General features: G+C 58.3%; 15 protein-coding genes, 1 tRNA gene, 1 rRNA gene and 2 pseudogenes. 6 read left to right on the plus strand and 13 right to left on the minus strand.

From position 1 onward, the window contains the following. Window positions 1-93 precede the first annotated feature (93 nt). The 4 genes and pseudogenes from GBM95_RS07020 to GBM95_RS07035 all read left to right on the plus strand — a co-directional run bounded on the left by GBM95_RS07020 (window position 94) and on the right by GBM95_RS07035 (window position 6,932). A complete protein-coding gene (locus GBM95_RS07020; RefSeq protein ID WP_152158449.1) occupies window positions 94-4,257 on the plus strand; it encodes an AAA domain-containing protein in 4,164 nt (1,387 codons plus the stop codon). Between the two features lie 39 nt (window positions 4,258-4,296). Continuing rightward, entirely contained in the window at window positions 4,297-5,199 is a 903-nt protein-coding gene (locus GBM95_RS07025) for a LysR family transcriptional regulator (protein ID WP_152158450.1), read from the plus strand. 183 nt (window positions 5,200-5,382) lie between these two features. Next, window positions 5,383-6,306: pseudogene (locus GBM95_RS07030) on the plus strand (aldo/keto reductase). 38 nt (window positions 6,307-6,344) lie between these two features. After that, window positions 6,345-6,932 (plus strand): NAD(P)H-dependent oxidoreductase, encoded by a 588-nt coding sequence (locus GBM95_RS07035; RefSeq protein ID WP_152158451.1) that lies wholly within the window; start codon window positions 6,345-6,347, stop codon window positions 6,930-6,932. A 388-nt stretch (window positions 6,933-7,320) separates the two neighbouring features. On the opposite strand, the gene iscX is transcribed toward GBM95_RS07035, so the two are convergent. The 10 genes from iscX to uvrB form a co-directional block, all read right to left on the minus strand. After that, window positions 7,321-7,518, minus strand: a complete 198-nt coding sequence (gene iscX / locus GBM95_RS07040; protein WP_152158452.1) for a Fe-S cluster assembly protein IscX — start codon at window positions 7,516-7,518, stop codon at window positions 7,321-7,323. Between the two features lie 5 nt (window positions 7,519-7,523). Continuing rightward, window positions 7,524-7,862 (minus strand): ISC system 2Fe-2S type ferredoxin, encoded by a 339-nt coding sequence (gene fdx / locus GBM95_RS07045; protein ID WP_139688001.1) that lies wholly within the window; start codon window positions 7,860-7,862, stop codon window positions 7,524-7,526. 77 nt (window positions 7,863-7,939) lie between these two features. After that, window positions 7,940-9,832 (minus strand): Fe-S protein assembly chaperone HscA, encoded by a 1,893-nt coding sequence (gene hscA / locus GBM95_RS07050; RefSeq protein WP_152158453.1) that lies wholly within the window; start codon window positions 9,830-9,832, stop codon window positions 7,940-7,942. Window positions 9,833-9,884: 52 nt separating this feature from the next. Further along, on the minus strand, window positions 9,885-10,397 hold the full coding sequence (gene hscB, locus GBM95_RS07055; protein ID WP_152158454.1) for a Fe-S protein assembly co-chaperone HscB: 513 nt from the start codon (window positions 10,395-10,397) through the stop codon (window positions 9,885-9,887). A 26-nt stretch (window positions 10,398-10,423) separates the two neighbouring features. Beyond that, window positions 10,424-10,747: an iron-sulfur cluster assembly protein IscA gene (gene iscA, locus GBM95_RS07060; protein ID WP_152158455.1), complete on the minus strand. Its 324-nt coding sequence runs from the start codon at window positions 10,745-10,747 to the stop codon at window positions 10,424-10,426. A gap of 5 nt (window positions 10,748-10,752) precedes the next feature. Next, window positions 10,753-11,148 (minus strand): Fe-S cluster assembly scaffold IscU, encoded by a 396-nt coding sequence (gene iscU / locus GBM95_RS07065; RefSeq protein WP_139688005.1) that lies wholly within the window; start codon window positions 11,146-11,148, stop codon window positions 10,753-10,755. 88 nt (window positions 11,149-11,236) lie between these two features. After that, complete coding sequence (locus GBM95_RS07070) at window positions 11,237-12,448, minus strand: IscS subfamily cysteine desulfurase (protein WP_152158456.1); 1,212 nt, start codon at window positions 12,446-12,448, stop codon at window positions 11,237-11,239. A 56-nt stretch (window positions 12,449-12,504) separates the two neighbouring features. Next, a complete protein-coding gene (locus tag GBM95_RS07075; RefSeq protein WP_152158457.1) occupies window positions 12,505-13,002 on the minus strand; it encodes an Rrf2 family transcriptional regulator in 498 nt (165 codons plus the stop codon). A gap of 227 nt (window positions 13,003-13,229) precedes the next feature. Further along, window positions 13,230-13,748, minus strand: a complete 519-nt coding sequence (locus GBM95_RS07080; RefSeq protein WP_152158458.1) for a low molecular weight protein-tyrosine-phosphatase — start codon at window positions 13,746-13,748, stop codon at window positions 13,230-13,232. 184 nt (window positions 13,749-13,932) lie between these two features. Beyond that, window positions 13,933-15,963, minus strand: a complete 2,031-nt coding sequence (gene uvrB, locus GBM95_RS07085; RefSeq protein WP_152158459.1) for an excinuclease ABC subunit UvrB — start codon at window positions 15,961-15,963, stop codon at window positions 13,933-13,935. A 194-nt stretch (window positions 15,964-16,157) separates the two neighbouring features. On the opposite strand from uvrB, the gene GBM95_RS07090 reads away from it, so the two are divergent. Then, window positions 16,158-16,233 (plus strand) — tRNA-Asn (locus tag GBM95_RS07090). 231 nt (window positions 16,234-16,464) lie between these two features. Next, complete coding sequence (locus GBM95_RS07095) at window positions 16,465-17,529, plus strand: malate/lactate/ureidoglycolate dehydrogenase (protein WP_152158460.1); 1,065 nt, start codon at window positions 16,465-16,467, stop codon at window positions 17,527-17,529. Window positions 17,530-17,731: 202 nt separating this feature from the next. Here the strand turns inward: GBM95_RS07095 and GBM95_RS13175 are convergent. The 3 genes and pseudogenes from GBM95_RS13175 to rrf form a co-directional block, all read right to left on the minus strand. Continuing rightward, window positions 17,732-17,992, minus strand: a pseudogene (locus GBM95_RS13175) (group II intron reverse transcriptase/maturase); the annotation flags it as partial. A gap of 118 nt (window positions 17,993-18,110) precedes the next feature. Beyond that, the gene (gene ltrA / locus GBM95_RS12655; protein WP_226963211.1) at window positions 18,111-18,914 is read right to left on the minus strand and encodes a group II intron reverse transcriptase/maturase; all 804 of its coding nucleotides are present in this window, start codon (window positions 18,912-18,914) and stop codon (window positions 18,111-18,113) included. 861 nt (window positions 18,915-19,775) lie between these two features. Next, a 5S ribosomal RNA gene (gene rrf, locus GBM95_RS13230) occupies window positions 19,776-19,868 on the minus strand; the annotation flags it as partial.

Consider the following 19,868-nt stretch of genomic DNA (forward strand, 5'->3'; position numbering starts at 1 on the left):
CGCTACGACGTTGTCTTTGAACTCCTGCGAATATCGCATGTTTTGCCACTCCATGAAAGGTTGAAGGGGTGGCGAAAGTTAGTATGACATCTAATGCTGCTTGCAAAGGGCAAGCAGGTTCTCGTGACGAGCACGAAAACGCAGGCGCTCACCGTCCTGAGCGACAAGCTCAATAAGGAGATCCGGCCGCTTTGCCTCTCGTGGCTCGACCAGCCCGTCAAGAATTGCGAAAATGCCACGGCGTTTGCAGACCGCATTGAAAGCATCGAACCCGCGTACGAACGTCAGGAAATCGAAAAGATCAGGAAAAGGCGCTATGAGCTGCGCCAGAAAAGCGCAGCCCTGCGTCAGGCGGTTTTTCAATCGTTCCTTCCTGAGTCGGAAGAATATCTTTTCTGCGGAGAAAAGCTCACGCTGCAGCAAATTGCCGAGCGTCTTCAGAAGCTCGAGTACGCAAAAGACTTTGTTCCCGGCCCAGTTCTGACCGAAAACAATCCTGAGGGCGCCATGCCGCTCTCCCGGGACGATTTAGCGCAGCTTTCCTATTCTTCAACGCTCTGGAGCAATGAAGAACGCAACCTTCTTGAAGCCGGGCTTCCTGATCTTTCGCTTCTGCCGTCGCCCGAACTCATCAGAACCTGGCACGATAAGCGCACGCAGATTCAGCATGTGCTCAAGGATTCCAATGGCATCTGGTGCAGCGAAAAGCTGCAGCTCGACGGCCGCAAAATTCTTGTAATGGAGAGCGCCAGCATCCCTCGTCCATTTGAATGCCTGAGGGATGCCTCTGCTGCGCTTGCCGAAGCATGGAACAAGCTTGAGCTTTCAAAATTCCAGGATTTTCTGAATGACAAGCTCGTTCGAAGCGCTCTGATCGCAGGTCTTGACGGGAGCTCCCGCGGCGAACGGTTCAAGAATCTTTCCAATGAGCTGCGGGAAGCGGCAAAGGCTGAAGATGAGGCGCATCTTAAAATCGCCGACATCTCCTTCGCGCCGGAAGCGCTTCTGGATGACGCCGAATTCAAGGAAGCATTCGCGTGGCTCGGAGAAACTCACCCTGACGGCAAGATGAGCTTTCTCGAGAAGAACATCAGCCGTCGGCGCGAGCATGCAGTGCTCAGCAAGCTTTCCGTCAATGGGGAGCCCGTTTTCAGCACGCGCACTATGGAAGCTGTGGCGACAAAGCTCTCCTTGAAAGCCACTATCGATCAGCTTGCCTCGAAATGGAACCTGCTCGCAAAGCATGCCGGCAGCCCTCTTTTTGAAGAACTCGATGCGAGCGTCTTTGAATTAAGCCGCCGTTACGCAGAACCTCTTTATGAAGCGAGCTTCTGGAGTGCTTATTGCCTCAAGCCGTTCCTGAGTGAGCTAGATGCCGCAGAAGTCAATCTGGATGACTTCCTTCCCCGCAATGCCAACAACAAGACGGAAGAAGAGCATCTGAAGTGCATCCATGACTTCATCACGACCATCAGCCCCTACATGCTTCAGATGGCGGCTACGGCAGAGCTCTCAACAATCGAGGACCTGATCGCAGAAGAAGAAGCCGTCTGGCAAAAGTTTGCTGACTATCCGCTCATTAAGGATATTTGCGCCGGCATCCGGAACAATGCCGACAAGTATGAAAAGGCAGCTGCGGAATTAAAGCGTATCCGCACGGGCGACAATCTCGCCCGATTCGGCGCATGGCGCACTCTTCTGCAGAAGCTCGAAAGAGTAGCTCCGGGCTGGACCCAGCAATTCCGGGACGGCACGGCATCTGACGCGCACTCTTACGACGAATACGCTGCGAGCTTCATGTATCTCGCGCTCGACCACCTCTTTAACGAGCATTCGCCCAAAAAAGCAAAAGTTCTTTCAGAGCAGACGGAAGAGCTGTCCAGACAGATCCGGGAACTCACCGGAAAACTCGCTGCCAAGGAAGCCTGGACGCGTGCGGCTGAGCATGCAGAAGCAAACCCTGCTGATCTGAAGTTCCTCAAAATCGCCGCACAGAATTTTCGTCGGTATGGGAAAGGCACCGGGAAGAAAGCGCCCCTCTACATGCAGCTTGCCGTTCAGAATCTTGAGAAAGGCCGCACGGCAGTTCCGGCGTGGATCATTCCGATTCAGCAGGCGATCACGAGCTTCCGCCCGGGAAGCCTTTTTGATGTCGTCATCGTCGACGAGGCGAGTCAGGCCGACATCACATCCGTTGTACTGCTCGCCCTCGCCAAACAGATTGTCGTCGTGGGCGACAACAAGCAGGTGACGCCGATTAGGGTCGGCCTCAAGGACGGCATGCTCGACCGCATTCACAAGACCCTGCTCGCCGGACAGGTGCCGAATGCGGATCTCTACAGCTATGACCAGTCGCTCTACGACCTCGCCGATGTCGCCTTCAGCCACGTCATGCTCCATGAGCACTTCCGCTGCGTACCGGCAATCATCGGATACTGCAACGACCTTTCTTATGACGGACGCATCGAGCCTCTGCGTCCGGCAGACTCCACGAAGCTTCTGCCTCCTTTCGTTCTCCATCAGGTTCCCGGCTGGAAGGACGGCGACACCAATGAACCGGAAGGCGACGCCATTGCCCGCCTGATGAAGGCGTGCTTTGAACTTCCGGAGTACAAGGAAAAGACCTTCGGCGTCGTCGTCATGCGCACCAGCGGAGGCGGCGCTCAGGTAACGTCCATCACGAACAAGCTCCAGAAAGCCATCAGCTCCGAACAGCTTCTCAAGCACAAGGTCATCGTCGGCACAGCCCCCGACTTCCAGGGCGATGAACGAGACGTCATTTTCCTCTCGCTCGTGGACGTTCCTCAGAAGAACGGCTTCATCCGTCTGGAAAGCACTGAGAATGATCTCCAGAAAAAGCGCTTCAATGTTGCGGTCAGCCGCGCCCGCGATCAGGTATGGATCATCCACTCCTTCGACTGGAAGCTGCAGTCGCAGCCCGGTGACCTGCGCCACGACCTCTGCGCATATGCCGAGCGTTCGCTCAATATGGAGAGCGCCGAAAAACAGGCAAAACTGAACGCTGACCCAAATTCGCTCCACTTCGAAGCGCCTGTCGCCAAAGCGCTCCTTGAGCGCGGCTACCGCCTGAAGCAGCAATTCCCGGTCGGCAAGTACCGCATCGACATTGTGGTGGTCGGCAAGAACCGCAGCATAGCGCTCGAATGCGATGGCGAGCGCTGGCACTCCGATCCGGACGCCATCGAGAACGACATGGTCCGTCAGACTCAGCTCGAACGCTGCGGCTGGAGCTTCATCCGCCTGAGAGGTTCCGAATACTTCCGCGATCCGAAGGCAGCTATTGACCGCGTCTGCTCTGAGCTTTACGCGCATGACATCACCCCGATGGCGAATACGCGTGAGCAGCCCCAAACTGAGCTTCGGGACCGCGTGCTTCAACTCGCCGGCTACGCTGATGCAGCGAATATTGCGAACGGCGCACCTGCCGCGGAGAGCAATGACGAAGCAGCGATCACCGCGACTTCCGAAGAGAAAGAGCTTCCTCAGGAAAAAACTGCGCCTGAAGCATCGCACGTCCTCGTCCCAAAACTAGGACCAGCCGCCTCAGCGAAGACCTATGCCGAACCTTCGAACCTCTTCTCTGCAATAGAAGAAAACGAAGACGCTGAAAATGAGCCCGAAGAAACGGCCCCGGAAGATTCGTCCGAGGAAGAATCCGACGAGCACGACATCAATAAAGATTTGATAGAACTGCTCCATGCCGTTCAGCTGAACGGCTGGAGGATTCTGGCACGCAATCAAAAGATTTATGTTTACTCCAAGCGCAGATCCCTTCGTCCTTACGTTGAAGACCTCAACCGTCGCACCGACATCACGCTAACTTCGCTCGGTGGGGGGTTCTTCCGCCTGGATGACCCTCTGCCGTCAGAGTTTTCGCAGGACGTTTCCGCACGCTTCCAGGCTTCTATCCCGAGAAACTGGCCGTCGGGCATTGCCTTGCCTCCGGATATAGTCGGAGCACCCCAACCTATCGCGACCTCATCACGGCCCCCGGAGTCGGAAGAGCTAACTGCTCTCCGCGCAGAAGGCCTTGAATGGCTGAAGAAAGAGTGCGAGACGTGCGGGTGGTATTTCCATACCGACAAAACAGGAACCTATGTCTGTGCGGGACGGTCAGAGTTTCAGTCGGTTCACAGAGTCCTCAACTCCAAATACCGCCTCTTCTTTTACTACGTTGCTCGAACCAGTCCTGCGCTCGGCTATGTGAACGGCTGGAAGCTGAACACAACGAGCTGAAGAAGCCATTCCTCACGTCATTCCTGAATCAAACTCATCATGGAAAGCATCCGCAGCCTCCGCTACTTCATCACCGTCGCCGAGGAAGAAAGCTATACCCGGGCGGCAAAGCTCCTCGGAGTTGCTCAGCCGACGCTCTCGAAGCAACTGAAGGAGCTTGAGTCCGAGTTCGGTCATGCGCTTTTTGCGCGCACGACCCGAAGCGTTTCGCTCACGCCCCGGGGAGAGCGCCTTTACGAGCGCGCCAAAAACATCGTGGCGCTCTACGATCAGGCGCGGCGGGAAGCCGCGGCAGAGGAAGGACTCACGGGCGACATCCGCATCACCGCCGCGGAAACCCCGGCGCTTCGAGGTCTGATTCACGCCGTGGGGAAGCTGCAAGAGGAAGCCCCTCGCGTGCGCGTTCATTTTGTGAGCGCCGATGAGGAAGCCGCGCGCCACGATCTGCAGATCGGGCTCTCGGACTTCGTCGTTTTCGTCGGGAACGCCGACTCCACCCATTTTGCGCTGATGCCCCTTGCTCAGAACGCCCGCTGGGGGCTCCTCTCCCGCCGCGACGGCCCCTTTGCTTCGAAATCCGTAATTGACCCGAAGGATCTCCTCGGGCACCCCGTCATGATTTCAGAGCAATCCTGCCGCCGGAACGACCTCTCCGGATGGTTCGGGAGCGTCTGGAACGACGTGCGGATCGTCGGCTCCTATACGCTCCTCTTCAATGCTTCTCTCATGGCGCGCGAAGGCGTCGCGCACGTGCTGGCGATCGACGGCATCATCGCGGATTCGGACGCCTCCGCACTCAAATGGATTCCTCTCAGTCCGGCGGTTCACTCAAGCGTCTCCGCGGCCTGGAATCCCGCGAGACCGCTTTCGCCCGCGGCAAAGAAGCTCCTTGAATACTGGCGCGAAACCGAGAATCAGCTCCGCATCGTGAGCGGCTCCTGACTTCGTTTGTATATAGCTAAAAGCAATTTTTAATTATTATATATCGCTATTTGCTATTATTAATTAGCTTCTATAGACTGCTCCTTCATCAGGAAAGCGGAACTGGCCAGGCCGAATTCCTTCCCGGATTGGAATGAATTTTGAGGAGCAGCTCTCATGAAGGAAGCAAAAGCATCTCCCGTTATGGCGGGTGCCTGGGCCTGGGGAGCAGGCTTCGCGGGCGGCGACCAGGTTTTCGGCGCCGCACTCGATGCTGCGGCATTGAAGCCCGTCGTTGAAAAAGCGCTCGAACTCGGCATCCGCAGCTTTGATACTGCTGCCATCTACGGGAATGGCAGTTCGGAAGCCATTCTCGGCGAACTTCTGAAGGGCATCCCACGCGAGAGCGTCGTCATCTCAACGAAGTTCACGCCGCAGATTGCGGCCAGCGTGGAAAAGCCCGTCGAAGCCATGCTTGAGGAGAGCCTCAAAAGGCTCGGCACCGACTACATCGATCTCTACTGGATTCACAACTCTGCGGACGTCGAGTGATGGACGCCTCAGGTCGTTCCGCTTCTCAAGGAAGGCCGCATCCGGGCGATCGGCGTCTCCAACCACACGCTCGCTCAGGTGAAGCGCGTGATAGAGATCCTCGGCGAAGCAGGCTGCCGCCTCTCGGCCATCCAGAACCACCTGAGCCTCATGCACCGCGCCTCGCTCGATAGCGGCCTCGTCGACTTCTGCCGCACCAACGGCATCGACTTCTATTCCTACATGGTCCTTGAACAGGGGGCGCTCACGGGAAGATTCGACGAAGCGCATCCGATGCCCTCTGGAAGCGGCCGCGGCGCCTTCTACAACAGCCGCAGGGGAGAAATCGCTCCGCTCATGGCGGCAATCCGAACCGTAGCTCAAAAGCACGGCGCCGCGCCCTCGCAGATTGCCTCCCGATGGGCGATCGAAAAAGGCACGATCCCGATTCTCGGGGTTACCAAAGTGCTCCAGGTTGAAGAGGCGGCCGGACTCGCTGCGCTGAAGCTTGACGCCGAAGACATGGCTCAGCTCGATCATGCCGCCGCCGATATGAAGCTCAAGACCTTTCGCGAATGGGAGTCCCCCGAGGACTGACGGGCTCTCAAAACTAGTTTTATCGAATGAGGAACACCATGAAAACCGTATTGATTGTCAATGCCGGCATCCGCGCCCAGGGGAAGAGCGGGAAGCTCAACGAAGAAATGACTCGGCTTGCCCGCGAGGCCTTTGAAGCGGCCGGTGTGAAGACGCTCCTCACGGACCTCAACAACGAGTGGACGCTTGAAGAGGAAATTGAAAAAATCCTGGCTGCCGACCTGATTCTGGTGCAGACGCCGATCTGGGCGATGTCGACGCCCAGGCACTACACCCGCTGGCAGGACGAAGTGCTCACGCACCCGAAGATCTGCGGCACGGACGGCAGAACGCGCACGGACCCGGATAAGAAGTATGGCTCAGGAGGGTTTCTCACCTCGAAGCACTACTGGCTGAGCACGACATGGAATGCGCCCAAAAAGGCGCTCGACGAACCGGGCGAATTTTTTGACGCACGAGGGATTGAAGAAGTGCTTCTTCCGCTGCACAAGCAGTTTGCCTACATGGGCATGAAGCCGTTCCTGCCGACCTTTGCCGTGCGCGACGTCTACAAGAACCCGACCGTGGAAGCGGATCTTCTTCGCTGGCAAGCAACCCTGAAGGAAGCCGTGAAGAAGCTCGCCTGAAGCAGAACGCGCTGCGATTGACGACGGGAAGGCTGCTCTTTTCCCCGATAGACGGCCTTCCCGGTCATTCAGAGCGTCCCGCACTGGGAACCCTGCTTCCTTTTCCATCAGAAGTTCCAAACGGAGAGGTATGAATGAAATCAAGAGTATGATCTTTAAAAAATCAAGACCATACTCTTGATTTCATAAATCTCTGTAAATATCAAGAATTTACAATATCACGTTCCAGAAGCTTCCTGGCACGAAGATGCGATGGCACTGCTGGGGAGCCGAAACATGACGGCATGATGCGCTCCAAACCGCATCTCCTCCAACAGAAAAAGAGAGGGCCGCTCCGGGGACTCCCTAAAGCGGCCTTCTCTTTTGCGTCTTTCTCCTGCTGGAAGCTTCAATCGCGCTCGTCGAGCCACGCCTGAAGAATCGCTTCGAGAATCCGCTCGTTCGACTTCTCAGGATCATCCCCGAAGTCGGGAAGCTTCACGATCAGGTCGTGGAGCTTCACGAAGGAAAGCGTCAGAGGATCGAGCTCGGGGTACGCGTCCGCGAGCTCTTCACCGATCATCTGAGCATCAGACCACCTGAGCATCTCGGTTATTCCCGTTCGCCAACGACGTTGCGGTTGTACTTCGGGATCTCGATCGTGATGTCCTCGTCGCCCATCTTGGCCTGGCACGAGAGGCGCGATTCCTGGCAGGCGCCCCAGGCGGTGTCAAGATGATCGAGCTCGTTGTCGGAAGGCTCGGAGAGGGAGTCGTAGCCCTTGCGCACGATCACGTGGCAGGTGGCGCAGGCGCAGTTGAATTCGCAGGCGTGCGGAATCTTGACGCCGTTGGCGAGAAGCGCCTTCGCGACGGTTTCGCCCTTCTGGGCTTCAAAGGTAACGCCCTGCGGGCAGAGTTCCTCATGCGGGAGAACGGTAATCTTCGGCATTATTGTTTTCCTAGAGTAGTGGGGGTCAGCCTCGGCCATGGGAATGTCGGGAGGCGCAACCTAAAGATTGAAATGAATTATTTGGATTCCGGGTCGATCGAGAACATATCGTCGTTGACGGACTTCCCGGCGAGCGCCGCGCGAATCGAGCGGTCCATGCGGCGTTCGGCAAAGGTTTCCGTGCCCTTCGAAAGAGCATCTGCAGCGGCGTGAATCGCGTCGGCGTCGGTGCCCGTCACAAGAGCGGCGAGCGTGTCGCCGAGGGTCTCAATTTCAGCGCGCTCCTTTCCTGACAAAAGGTCGCCGTCGGCTGTAAGGGCGCTCCGGGTGCTTTCAAGGAGGCGCCTTGCCTCAACCTGCTCTTCGCGGAGCTTCCTCGCGGCCATATCGGATTCAGCGGAGGAATTCCCTTCCTTCAGCATCCGCACGATATCGTCGTCGGAAAGCCCGTAGGAAGGCTTCACGACAACGCTCGCCTCAACGCCCGTCGTCATCTCGCGGGCGGAAACGGAGAGGAGTCCGTCGGCGTCGATCTGGAAGGTGACGCGAATGCGGGCGGCGCCCGCCGCCATCGGCGGGATGCCCCTGAGCTCAAAGCGCGCGAGCGACCGGCAGGCATCCACCACCTCGCGCTCGCCCTGAACGACACGAATCGCCATGGCGGTCTGGCCGTCGCGGAAGGTCGTGAAGTCCTGAGCGCGCGCCGTCGGAATGGCGCTGTTTCGCGGAATCACCTTTTCGACGAGCCCGCCCATGGTCTCAAGACCAAGCGACAAAGGCGTCACGTCAAGCAGAAGCCAGTCGTCGTCGGCCGTGGTGTTGCCGGCTAATTTATTCGCCTGCATGGCGGCGCCGACCGCAACGACGCAGTCGGGGTCGATGCCGGTCAGGGGCTCGAACCCGAAGTATTCCTTCACTTCGCGGCGAACAGAGGGCATGCGGGTCGAGCCGCCCACAAGGACGACGCCCTTGACTTCCGACTTTGAGAGCTTTGCGTCGGCAAGCACGCGCGTCACGGCCTCGATCGTTTCATCGACGAGCGCCTTCGTCATCCGGTCGAACGCTTCGCGCGTGAGCGTGGTCGAGAATTCGCGGCCCGAGGAAAGTGTAAAGCGCACGTCGACGGAATCCGCGTCCGTGAGCGATTCCTTCGCGCGCTTCGCGCTGTCGAGCATCTGACGACGGTCTTCGGGCGAAAGTTCCGTTTCGCTTCCGATCTCCGCCGCAAAGGCGTCGTAGACCGCGTGGTCGAAGTCGTCGCCCCCGAGGGCAGCGTTGCCGCCCGTCGCGAGGACTTCAAAGACGCCGCACGAGAGCTTGAGGAGCGACACGTCGAAGGTGCCGCCTCCCAGGTCATAGACGAGGTAGATGCCTTCGGCCTCGTTGTCGAGCCCGTAAGCGAGAGCTGCGGCAGTGGGTTCCGAGAGAAGGCGCAGGACCGTGAGGTCGGCGAGCCTTGCCGCATCCTTCGTCGCCTGGCGCTGCGCGTCGTCGAAGTAGGCGGGCACCGTCACGACGGCGCCGGTAAGTTCGCCTCCGAGGCGCTCCTCGGCGCGGGCCTTGAGGGCCTTCAGAACCTCGGCGCTCACCTCAACCGGAGACTTCATCCCGGCAGCGGTGCGGATGGCGACCCCGCCCGGCGCATCATCGATCTCATAGGGAAGCGACGGAAGGTTCTTCAGATCCGCACGGCTTCTGCCGATCAAGCGCTTAGCGGAATAAATCGTGTTCTGAGGATCCTTTTCCGCGGATTCGAGGGCCTTCCATCCCGTCTCCACCGTCCCGTCGGGAAGGTAGCGCACGACGGAAGGGAGAAGCCGCCGGCCTTCTTCATCAGCGAGCACTTCGGGAGAAGCGGAAATCACGGTGGCGACAAGCGAATTCGTCGTTCCGAGGTCGATCCCGACGGCAAGGCGATGCTCATGGGGAGCGGCAGAAAGTCCGGGTTCGGCGATCTGAAAGAGTGCCATGATGAAATCTTTGGTTAAGAAAAGGAAAATCCGAAAAGTAGGGGCGTGGGCTTCAAAGCATGGGCGAGGACTTTGCGCTCGTCTGCTCGAGGAAGCGCCCGATGAACATGAGCCTGCGCGTGAGGTCGACCGCCTTCGTCCAGTCCTTCTCAGAGTCGATGGCGGACTCGAGCTTCGACTCGCATTCGGCGAACCTCGCCCGCGCTTTGTCGCGGACGGCTTCGCGGGCGCTCTCGTCCTTCGCGTCGTCAAGATCCTCGCGCCAGGACATCTGCTCCATCAGGAAGTCGGCAGGCATCCGGGTGTTCGTTTCGGCGTCGACCGGGTGGCCTGCGGCTTCGCAAAGAAGCGCCGCACGCTTCACCGGGTCCTTCAAAACATCAAAGAACTCGTTGATGCGGGCGCTCCACTGTTCGGCAACGCGGCGCTCGGCGGCCGGGCGCCCGGCAAAGCGGTCCGGGTGCACCTTCAGAATGGCACGTTCGTGCGCTTTTTCGAGCGCTTCGAGATCAATCGCGAACTTTTCAGGGAGCCCGAAAAGCTCAAAAGCGGAAAGCATAGCCATCGCGGTAAAACTACCCTGGGAAAAAATCAGACGTGGAACGACTCGCCGCAGCCGCAGCGGCTCTTCTCGTGAGGGTTCTTGAAGCGGAACCCTTCCTGAAGACCCTCGCGGGTGTAGTCGAGCTCGGTGCCGTCGATGTAGGGAAGACTCTTCTCGTCGATGATCACCTTGACGCCGTGGCTTTCCCAGATCTGGTCGTCGGGCTCGGTCGAGTCGGCGAATTCAAGCTTGTAGGCCATGCCGGAGCATCCGGAGGTCTTCACACCCACGCGCAGGCCGATGCCCTTGCCGCGGCGGTCGATGTACTTCTGAACGTGCTTTGCAGCCGCTTCGGTAAGCGTAACAGCCATTTTCCTTACGCCTCCTTCTTCGCTTCGTGCTTCGAGCGGTAGTCGGCAATCGCCGCCTTCACCGCGTCTTCGGCGAGGATGGAGCAGTGAATCTTGACGGGCGGGAGGGCGAGCTCGTCGGCAATTTCGGCGTTGCTGATCTTGCCGGCTTCGTCGAGGGTCTTGCCCTTCACCCACTCGGAAACGAGCGAGGAAGAGGCGATCGCGGAGCCGCAGCCGTAGGTCTTGAACTTCGCGTCTTCAATGACGCCCTTGTCGTTCACCTTGATCTGCAGGCGCATCACGTCGCCGCAGGCGGGAGCGCCCACCATGCCGGTGCCGACGTCGGCCGCATCCTTGTCGAGCGTGCCCACGTTGCGGGGGTGTTCGTAGTGGTCAAGCAGTTTTTCGCTGTAGGCCATTTTTTGTCTCCAGATTCCTTTCCGGGGCGGGACGTATAGACGTCGCCCCGGAACGCACTTCAAATTCTTGGTTGGGTTCTTCCTGAACTCAGTGGTTCGCCCACTTGATCGACTTGAGGTCAACGCCCTGCTGATGCATTTCCCAGAGGGGCGAGAGCGCGCGGAGCTTCTTCACGGCTTCCGTGAGAACCTTGACGGCGTAGTCGATTTCTTCCTCAGTGGTGAAGCGCCCGAGCGTGAAGCGGATCGAGCTGTGCGCGAGCTCATCGTCGCGGCCGAGCGCACGAAGAACGTAGGAGGGTTCAAGCGACGCCGACGTGCAGGCAGAGCCCGAGGAAACCGCCAGGTCCTTCACCGCCATCATGAGGCTCTCGCCCTCGATGAAGGCAAAGCTCACGTTGAGGTTGAAGCAGACGCGGTGCTCCCAGTCGCCGTTCAGGTACACCTCGGGGATGTTCTTCTGAATGCCTTCCCAGAGGCGGTTCCTCAGGGCGCGCAGACGCGGCACCTCAACGGGCATTTCCTCGCGGGCGATGCGGTAGGCTTCGCCCATGCCGACGATCTGGTGCGTCGGGAGCGTGCCCGAGCGCATGCCGCGCTCGTGGCCGCCGCCGTGCATCTGGCACTCAATGCGAACGCGGGGCTTTCTTCTCACGTAGAGGGCGCCGATGCCCTTCGGGCCGTAGACCTTGTGCGCCGAGAGGCTCATCAGGTCAACGTGGAGCTTGTCGACGTTGAGGTCGATCTTGCCCGCGGCCTGCGTCGCGTCGCAGTGGAAGACGATGCCCTTTTCGCGGCAGAGCGCGCCGATGCGCTCGATGTCCTGGATGACGCCGATTTCATTGTTGACGGCCATCACGGAAATGAGGATCGTGTCGGGGCGAATGGCGGCAAGGAGGTCCTCCCACTTGATGAGGCCGTTTTCCTGCACGTCAAGGTAGGTCACCTCAAAGCCTTCGCTCTCGAGGTGGCGCATCGAATCGAGCACTGCCTTGTGTTCGGTCTTCACCGTAATGAGATGGCGGCCCTTGTCGCGGTAGAAGTGCGCGGCGCCCTTGATGGCGAGGTTGTCGGCTTCAGTCGCGCCGGACGTGAAGACGATCTCGCGCGGATCCGCGCTGATCAAGGCCGCAATGTTGGCGCGGGCCTCTTCAACGGCCTTCTCCGCTTCCCAGCCGTAGGAATGGCTGTGGGAGGCAGGGTTGCCGAAGTGAACGTTGAGGTAGGGCACCATCTTTTCCACAACGCGGGGATCGCACGGGGTCGTGGCGGAGTAGTCGAGGTAAACCGGAAGCTTCATTTTTAAAGGTTCCTGAAGATTGAAAGTTCTTGATTGACGGTTCTTGAGCGGGAGCTTCAGGCCGACGTGGTCGGTCCGTGCGCCTCTTTTTGCCTCACCGGAATCACTGCGGGTATCTGAGCCGAATGTCCGCTTCCCGGATGCTTTTCCGCTTCGGCCGCGAGGGACGCGAGCGAAATGCCGGCGAGGAAGCGTTCAATGACGCCGTTGAGGTCTTCCCAAAGATGGTGCGTGAGGCAGGAGGCGCCCCCAAGGCACGTGCCTTCCCCGCCGCACTGGGTGGTATCCATGTTTTCATCGACCGCGAGAATGATGCGGTCAATGGTGATTGACAGCGCGGGCTCGGCAAGCCGGTAGCCGCCGCCCGGTCCGCGGGTGCTTTCAACAAGCCCTGCGCGGCGCAGACGACAGAAAATCTGCTCGAGATAAGGAAGCGAGATCTTCTGACGTTCGGCCACCTGCGCGATCGGAATCGGCGAATCAGACTCTTCGGCCTGAATCGCCAGATCGAGCATGGCCGTAACGGCAAAACGCCCTTTCGTCGTGAGCTTCAAGTTCTCATCCTCCGATTATCCGGGGAAACCCGTAAAATCAATCCTGACTAAATCAGTCAATTTTGCGAACGGATTCTACTCTGCGAATCCTGACAAAACAAGTCAGGTAATGATTGTGAATCTTTCAGGCGCAACAAAAAGAAAACGGACGCCTGAGAGCATCAGACATCCGTTTGGTGTTTTCTGAGTTCCGGATCTTCCCGGCGATGCGGGAGGAAACCGCTGGACTACTTCTTCGCCGCAACCCTTTCGGCGCGCAGCTGCTTCGCGCGCTTCTCGAAGAATTCAATGAGTCCCTCGCAGGCGTCGGAGCAGTAGTCGAAGGCCTGCACGAAACCCTCGTTCACGCCGAAATAGGGATCGGGAACGATGGCTTCATCGAACTCATTGGCGTAGCGCATCATGAGCTGAATCTTGTGACGGAACTGCGCGGGCGAGCGCTGCTGGAGCTCCGTGAGCACTTCCCAGTCCATTGCAAGGATAAGGTCGTACTCCGCAAAATCCTCGGGCGTGATCTGACGGGCGCGGTGGTCTGCAAGCTGCACGTCGCGGCGGCGGCAGGTGAGCACGGCGCGCTGATCGCACGGATCGCCCACATGCTCGCCGGAGGTGCCTGCGCTCGATGCGGTCATGACGTCGTCGTAGCCCGCTTCCTTCACCTTCTTCTTGAAGATGGCTTCAGCCATGGGACTGCGGCACACGTTGCCGGTGCAGACGAAGAGAATTTTGATCAGCTGGTCATCCATCTTGAATATTCCGATCCTCGCGAGAATCCGGGGAGAAGCTCAACCTGAGGGAAAAGTGGATTTTGTCAGACCTATCCTACTGCAGGGTGTCTAATTTTCCTAGAGGCGAATACCCAAATCCCCGCGAATATTTCAAACCCTCTAAACCTTAGAAAGTCAGGGAGAGCGCGAAAGAAGACGCTTCTCAGGCATTGACGGACGCGCCGAAAGCGGACTTCCGGAGCGCCTTGATTTCCTCGCGCACCTTGGCGGCTTTTTCGAAATCAAGGTCGCGCGCATAGCCCATCATCTCGGCTTCGAGCTCCCTCAGGCGCTTCGCGAGCGCCTTTTCGTCGCCCGCGATCTCGATGTCGCGCACCGCTTCCTTCACTTCTTCCTGCACGTCGGGACCGCGGTAGACGCCGTCGATGATTTCGCGGATCTCCTTCTTGACGCCCCGCGGCGTAATGCCGTGCGCAAGATTGAAGGCCTCCTGCTTTTCGCGGCGGCGTTCCGTTTCGGTGATCGCAGCCTTCATCGAATCGGTCACCTTGTCGCCATAGAGAATCGCGCGGCCGTGAAGGTTTCTCGCGGCGCGCCCGATCGTCTGAATGAGGGAGCGGTAGCTTCTCAGGAACCCTTCCTTGTCGGCATCGAGAATCGCAATGAGCGAAACCTCCGGAATGTCGAGGCCCTCGCGAAGGAGGTTGATGCCGACCAACACATCGAACGTTCCCGCACGCAGATCCCGGATGATCTCGACGCGCTCGACCGTATCGATGTCGGAGTGGAGGTACCTCACGCGAACGCCCTGGTCGGAGAGAAAGTCCGTGAGATCCTCGGCCATCTTCTTCGTGAGGGTCGTGACGAGCACGCGCTCGCCCTTCTTCACGGTTTCCGTGATTTCGGAAAGGAGGTCGTCCACCTGGGTCACGGCAGGCCTCACTTCAACGGCCGGGTCAACGAGGCCCGTCGGGCGCACGACCTGCTCGACCACTTCGCCGCCGCTCTTTTCGAGCTCGTATTCCGCAGGAGTGGCCGACACAAAGATTGATCGGCGCATCTTGCGCTCGAACTCGTCGAACCTCAGAGGCCGGTTGTCGAGCGCCGAGGGGAGCCTGAAGCCGTAGCGCACGAGCGTTTCCTTTCGCGCGCGGTCGCCGCGATACATGCCCCCGAGCTGCCCCATCATGACGTGGCTTTCGTCAAAGAACATGAGCGTGTCGGCAGGAAGGTAGTCGATGAGGCAGGGCGGCGGCTCCCCGGGCGGAAGGCCCGTAAGGTGCCTCGAATAGTTTTCAATCCCCTTGCAGAACCCCACCTGGTCGAGCATCTCGAGGTCAAAGAGCGTGCGCTGCTCGAGGCGCTGCGCTTCAACGAGAAGATTCTGGCTGAGGAGCTCTTCCTTCCTTTCCTTCAATTCCGCCTTGATCGTCCCGATCGCGCGCTGAATGTCCTCGCGCGGCGTCACGTAGTGGCTCGCCGGATAGACGACGAAGCGCGGCACCTTCTGAATGGTCTTCCCTGTAATGGGATCAAAAAGGAGAATCGCATCCACCTCGTCGTCAAAGAGCTCGATGCGGACGGCGGTTTCCGCGTGTTCGGCCGGGAAGATGTCGATCGTGTCGCCCCGGACTCTGAAGGTCCCGCGCGTGAATTCCATGTCGGAGCGCCGGTACTGCATACGGACGATCTGCCCGATCAGATCGCGCTGGGACTTCCGATCGCCCGCACGCAGGATGAGGCGCATCTCGGTGTAGCTCTCGGGCGCGCCGATGCCGTAAATCGCCGAGACCGTCGCCACGATGATGGTGTCGCGCCGCTCGAGAATCGACTTCGTTGCCGCAAGCCGCATCTGTTCGATGTGTTCGTTCACCGCAGCATCCTTCTCGATGAAGAGATCCCGCGCAGGCACGTAGGCTTCCGGCTGATAGAAGTCGTAGTAGGAAACGAAGTATTCGACGGCGTTCTCAGGGAAGAAGTCGCGCATCTCGGAATAGGTCTGAGCGGCGAGCGTCTTGTTGGGCGCAAAGATGATTGCCGGCACCCCTTCGCGCGCAATCACATTCGCCATCGTGTAGGTCTTTCCCGATCCCGTCACCCCGAGGAGCGTCTGGTACATGAGCCCGTTCTCCACGCCCCTGCAGAGCGCCTCAATCGCCTGGGGCTGGTCGCCTGCCGGGGGAAAGGGTTCATGAAGGATGAAGGGAGAATTCGGATAGGTGACGATCTGCAAGGGAAGAGCCTCACAAAAAAAACAGACGGGAACCGGCTCATTCTACGAAAAGCTCCGGGCGCAGAGAAGCTCAAGGTGAAGACGAGAATCCTTAAATATCAACAATAAAATAATGAACCATCGTTTTGTTACATTTATTTACATTTAGAAATTTGGCAAAACAATAAAGCCCTCATATAATTCATCTTCTTGATTCCCCGATAGCTCAGTCGGTAGAGCGACGGACTGTTAATCCGCAGGTCGCTGGTTCGAACCCAGCTCGGGGAGCCAAAGAATTTTTGAAGAAGGAGTACTGATTTCGATCAGCGCTCCTTTTTCTTTGCCTGCGGTCTGCCGGGACCTCCTCTCTTCTCAATGTTCTTAGTGAATGCGCCTTATTGCCAAGAAAGGCACTCACGCGACACAATTTCCGGCAATGCGCTTTCTGCGCGAGGCGGACGAGCCTCGTCTGCTTCAGAAAAAGATTGAAGAACATTGGACGCCCTGAGGAGGAACACCCAAATGCGCCACAGTCCCCGAGAACTCCGCACCGCTGCCTATGAGTGGCTCCTTGCCACCGGGAGCTCCGCTGAAGAAGCCGGCATCGTCACCGACCATCTCATCAACGCGAACCTCCGAGGGCACGACAGCCACGGCGTCGGCATGATCGCCCTCTACAGCGACCTCATCGCCGACGGAAGGCTCCATCCCAATACGCCCGCCAGGCTCCTTAAGGACGGCGGCTCCATCCTGCAGTTCTCCGGCGACCGCGGCTACGGCCAGCGCGTGGGTTATGAAGCGACGAAGGCGGCAATTGCCCGCGCGAAGGAAAACGGCATCTGCATGTACACGATCGCCAACACCTGTCACTTGGGGCGCATCGGCACCTATGGCGAACAGTGCGCGGATGCCGGCATGGTCTCGATTCACTTCGTTAACGTCACCCACTACATCCCGCTCGTCGCTCCCTGGGGCGGTTCAGACGCCCGCTTCGGCACCAACCCCTTCTGCTGTGCGATTCCGAAGACGGAAAAGAACCAGCGCTTCATTCTCGACTTCGCGACCTCGATCGTTGCGATGGGTAAGACCCGCGTTGCTTATCTGGCCAAGAAGCAGTTCCCGATCCCCGTCATGGTGGACAGCAAGGGGCAGCCCACCACGGATCCGAAAGTCATGTGGGAGGATCCGAAGGGCGCGCTGCTGCCGATGGGCCTCTATAAGGGCGCCGGCCTCTGCTTTGCCTGCGAACTCCTCGCGGGCCTTCTCTCCACGGGCGGAACGAACTCTCCGGAGCTCGTCGAGCGCGACGGCACGATCATGAACAACATGACGAGTTTCGTCATCAATCCGGAAGCACTCTGCGATCTTGCCTGGATGAAGCGCGAGATGGATTCGATGATTGAATACGTGAAGGCTTCGCCCGAAGCCGATCCGGTCGGGAACCCCATCCTCTGCCCGGGCGAAATCGAAATGCAGCGCACGAAGGACCGCACCGAAAACGGCGTCGAAATCTCCGAAGGCGAATGGGCGGCAATCCTCAGAACCTGCGCCAAGGCAGGCGTGAGCGAAACGGCGCTCAAGGCTTAACTTCAAAAGCAGCTCGCTACGCATCAGAGAGCCGAAGGCATTGCGCCTTCGGCTCTTTTTTTTCTGGCCTGAACCAAACGACGAAAAAGATCGGGTCGGGGGCCCCTTTGCAGGCCCCCTTCCACACCGCATGACTCTGTGATCGGGCCCTTTCGGACATGCCGTTCGGCATCCGGCGGTTTTCAAACATGAATGAAGGTTGCTATCTCATCTCCAGCAGAGAGTACAGCTTGTTACGTCGGAAGAAGTCGAGCGGGTATGCCTTGTGCATGGTTTGCGTCCCTGACATCATCCAGGCGCCTGCGCCGACACCGGCGGCTTTTCTGGCTTCAGCAATGGGCATCCCCAGCTTGATCAGGGCCGCCAATCGGCGTTTCGGCTTCTTCCATGCCCGCCACACCAGCTTCCGAAGGTGTCTCCGGATATGGCAGTCCAGCTTGTCGTATACCGATTTGCGAAGGTCAAGCTGGAAATATTAAGGCAATCATCCATTAGTTACGTATGGATCAATGAAAATTCAAGTTAATCAATAATGTTATCTGAGTTGCATCAACTAAATGATGGCTTCGTTAATAATTCCGTCACCCTCGCAGGATCATGTTGAGTCGCTTGATGGTCGCGAGAAGCGATGAGCCTCGCGCCCGAAAGAAGACAGCCTTCAGCTTCTTCTTCAGCCTGTCGATGCTTTTCGGGTGTGCGATTGGGTTCCGGCGCCAAAACGTGTAGCCGAGAAATTTCGCCCTTCCAGGGCGAAAGACGCCGCTCTTATCACGGTTAACCCGCAACTTGAGCGTCTCCTCGATGAATTTCGTTGCCGTTGCCAGCGCACGTTCGCCCGCGCGACGCGACTGCACATACAGGCCGACGTCGTCTGCGTAGCGGCAGAATCGAAATCCGCGCTTCTCCAAGAACTTGTCGAGTTCGTCAAGGACGATCAGCGACAGGATTGGGCTGAGCGGCGATCCTTGCGGCGTGCCTTCCTCGCGAGCTTCAACCAGCCCGTCAGCCATGATGCCCGTCCGCAAATACCGTCGGATCAGCTTCAGAAGCGCTTTGTCGGCGCAGTCCTTCTCAAGGCGCGACATCAGTCTGTCGTGGTTCACCGTATCGAAGAACTTCGCAAGATCCATTTCAACGATGAAGCGACAGCCGCCTTCAAGGCAGGCGGTCGATTGCTTGATCGCGTCATGCGCACTGCGTCCCGTACGGAATCCATAGCTGTATTCCGAAAAGGTCGGGTCGTAGTGCGCAGTCAGAATCTGCGCGATTGCCTGCTGGATCACGCGGTCCTGCACCGTCGGAATGCCCAGCATTCTGGTGCCTCCGTTCGGCTTTGGAATATCAACGCGACGCACCGGGAAGGGAATGTACGTTCCCTGCCGGATGTGCGCTCAGATGCTCGCGCCATGCCTGGCAAAGTGCCACGAGCATTGGTCGACAGTCATGCCGTCAACCCCCGGAGCTCCCCTATTGGTTATTAACGAAGCCATCATTTAGTCGATGTCTGTCAGATAACATCATTGATTAACTTGAATTTTCCTTGATCCCTGCGTAACTAATAGATGATCACCTTAATATCACCCGATCGCATGCCTGAAGCAGGTTTCTTGGTGATAGCACCTCTTCCAGCGTTATCACTGGTCCTCCTGCTTTCGTCCAATGGTGCATCCTTACCGTAGCTTGTTCGGCCTCCGGCCCCGCCCCCTGGATCCCGGCTTCCGTCCTCCATCCTCCGGGCAGATCTACTCGATTTGCTTCGATTACGGTTTCCCGCGGCTACTGCCGTCGCTGTCGAAGAGATATGCATCCTCTACTTGCAATGTTTGAATTCGGTCCTTCGGCGATTTCTCGCCTGCTACGGCCTCGACTGACTTCCCTGTCAGCATCCCTCCGCCTTGCGGCGTCGGTAGCCATAGGCACTGACAGGGATCTCCCCGGGTATCACACATGCGCTTCCAGCCCTATCCGTCGGATTTACGCCTCAACTGTGTCCGTAGAAGTATGAGGTTAACGACTTCTTGCTCGCTCTCCCAATTGAGACGCCTCGCATCCGCTTCCTGTTCGTCGGACTGGCTATTTGCTATCGGCTTCCTTCATCAGATCGTTGCCTCCCTGACTCTGCCGAGTCGCTAGACCTTCCCCTTCTCGGGCGGTCAGTGGACTTTCACCACATAAACACACGTGCGCCTGGCGCACACGAAAAGCCCCTGCTGACATCTAATCAACAGGGGCTTCGTTTGTAGGGAGCCTGGCGATGACCTACTTTCACTGGAAATACAACCAACTATCATCGGCGCGGAGACGTTTCACTGTCCTGTTCGGAATGGGAAGGAGTGGGG

The organism is Sutterella seckii (assembly GCF_009183815.1).
Lineage (GTDB): Bacteria > Pseudomonadota > Gammaproteobacteria > Burkholderiales > Burkholderiaceae_F > Sutterella > Sutterella seckii.

Excerpts from the sequence above, each read along its gene's own strand:
- GBM95_RS07020 (WP_152158449.1), top strand. The coding sequence starts at position 94 with ATGCTGCTTGCAAAGGGCAAGCAGGTTCTCGTGACGAGCACGAAAACG.
- GBM95_RS07025 (WP_152158450.1), top strand. The coding sequence starts at position 4,297 with ATGGAAAGCATCCGCAGCCTCCGCTACTTCATCACCGTCGCCGAGGAA.
- GBM95_RS07035 (WP_152158451.1), top strand. The coding sequence starts at position 6,345 with ATGAAAACCGTATTGATTGTCAATGCCGGCATCCGCGCCCAGGGGAAG.
- iscX (WP_152158452.1), bottom strand. The coding sequence starts at position 7,518 with ATGCTCAGGTGGTCTGATGCTCAGATGATCGGTGAAGAGCTCGCGGAC.
- fdx (WP_139688001.1), bottom strand. The coding sequence starts at position 7,862 with ATGCCGAAGATTACCGTTCTCCCGCATGAGGAACTCTGCCCGCAGGGC.
- hscA (WP_152158453.1), bottom strand. The coding sequence starts at position 9,832 with ATGGCACTCTTTCAGATCGCCGAACCCGGACTTTCTGCCGCTCCCCAT.
- hscB (WP_152158454.1), bottom strand. The coding sequence starts at position 10,397 with ATGGCTATGCTTTCCGCTTTTGAGCTTTTCGGGCTCCCTGAAAAGTTC.
- iscA (WP_152158455.1), bottom strand. The coding sequence starts at position 10,747 with ATGGCTGTTACGCTTACCGAAGCGGCTGCAAAGCACGTTCAGAAGTAC.
- iscU (WP_139688005.1), bottom strand. The coding sequence starts at position 11,148 with ATGGCCTACAGCGAAAAACTGCTTGACCACTACGAACACCCCCGCAAC.
- GBM95_RS07070 (WP_152158456.1), bottom strand. The coding sequence starts at position 12,448 with ATGAAGCTTCCGGTTTACCTCGACTACTCCGCCACGACCCCGTGCGAT.
- GBM95_RS07080 (WP_152158458.1), bottom strand. The coding sequence starts at position 13,748 with ATGGATGACCAGCTGATCAAAATTCTCTTCGTCTGCACCGGCAACGTG.
- GBM95_RS07095 (WP_152158460.1), top strand. The coding sequence starts at position 16,465 with ATGCGCCACAGTCCCCGAGAACTCCGCACCGCTGCCTATGAGTGGCTC.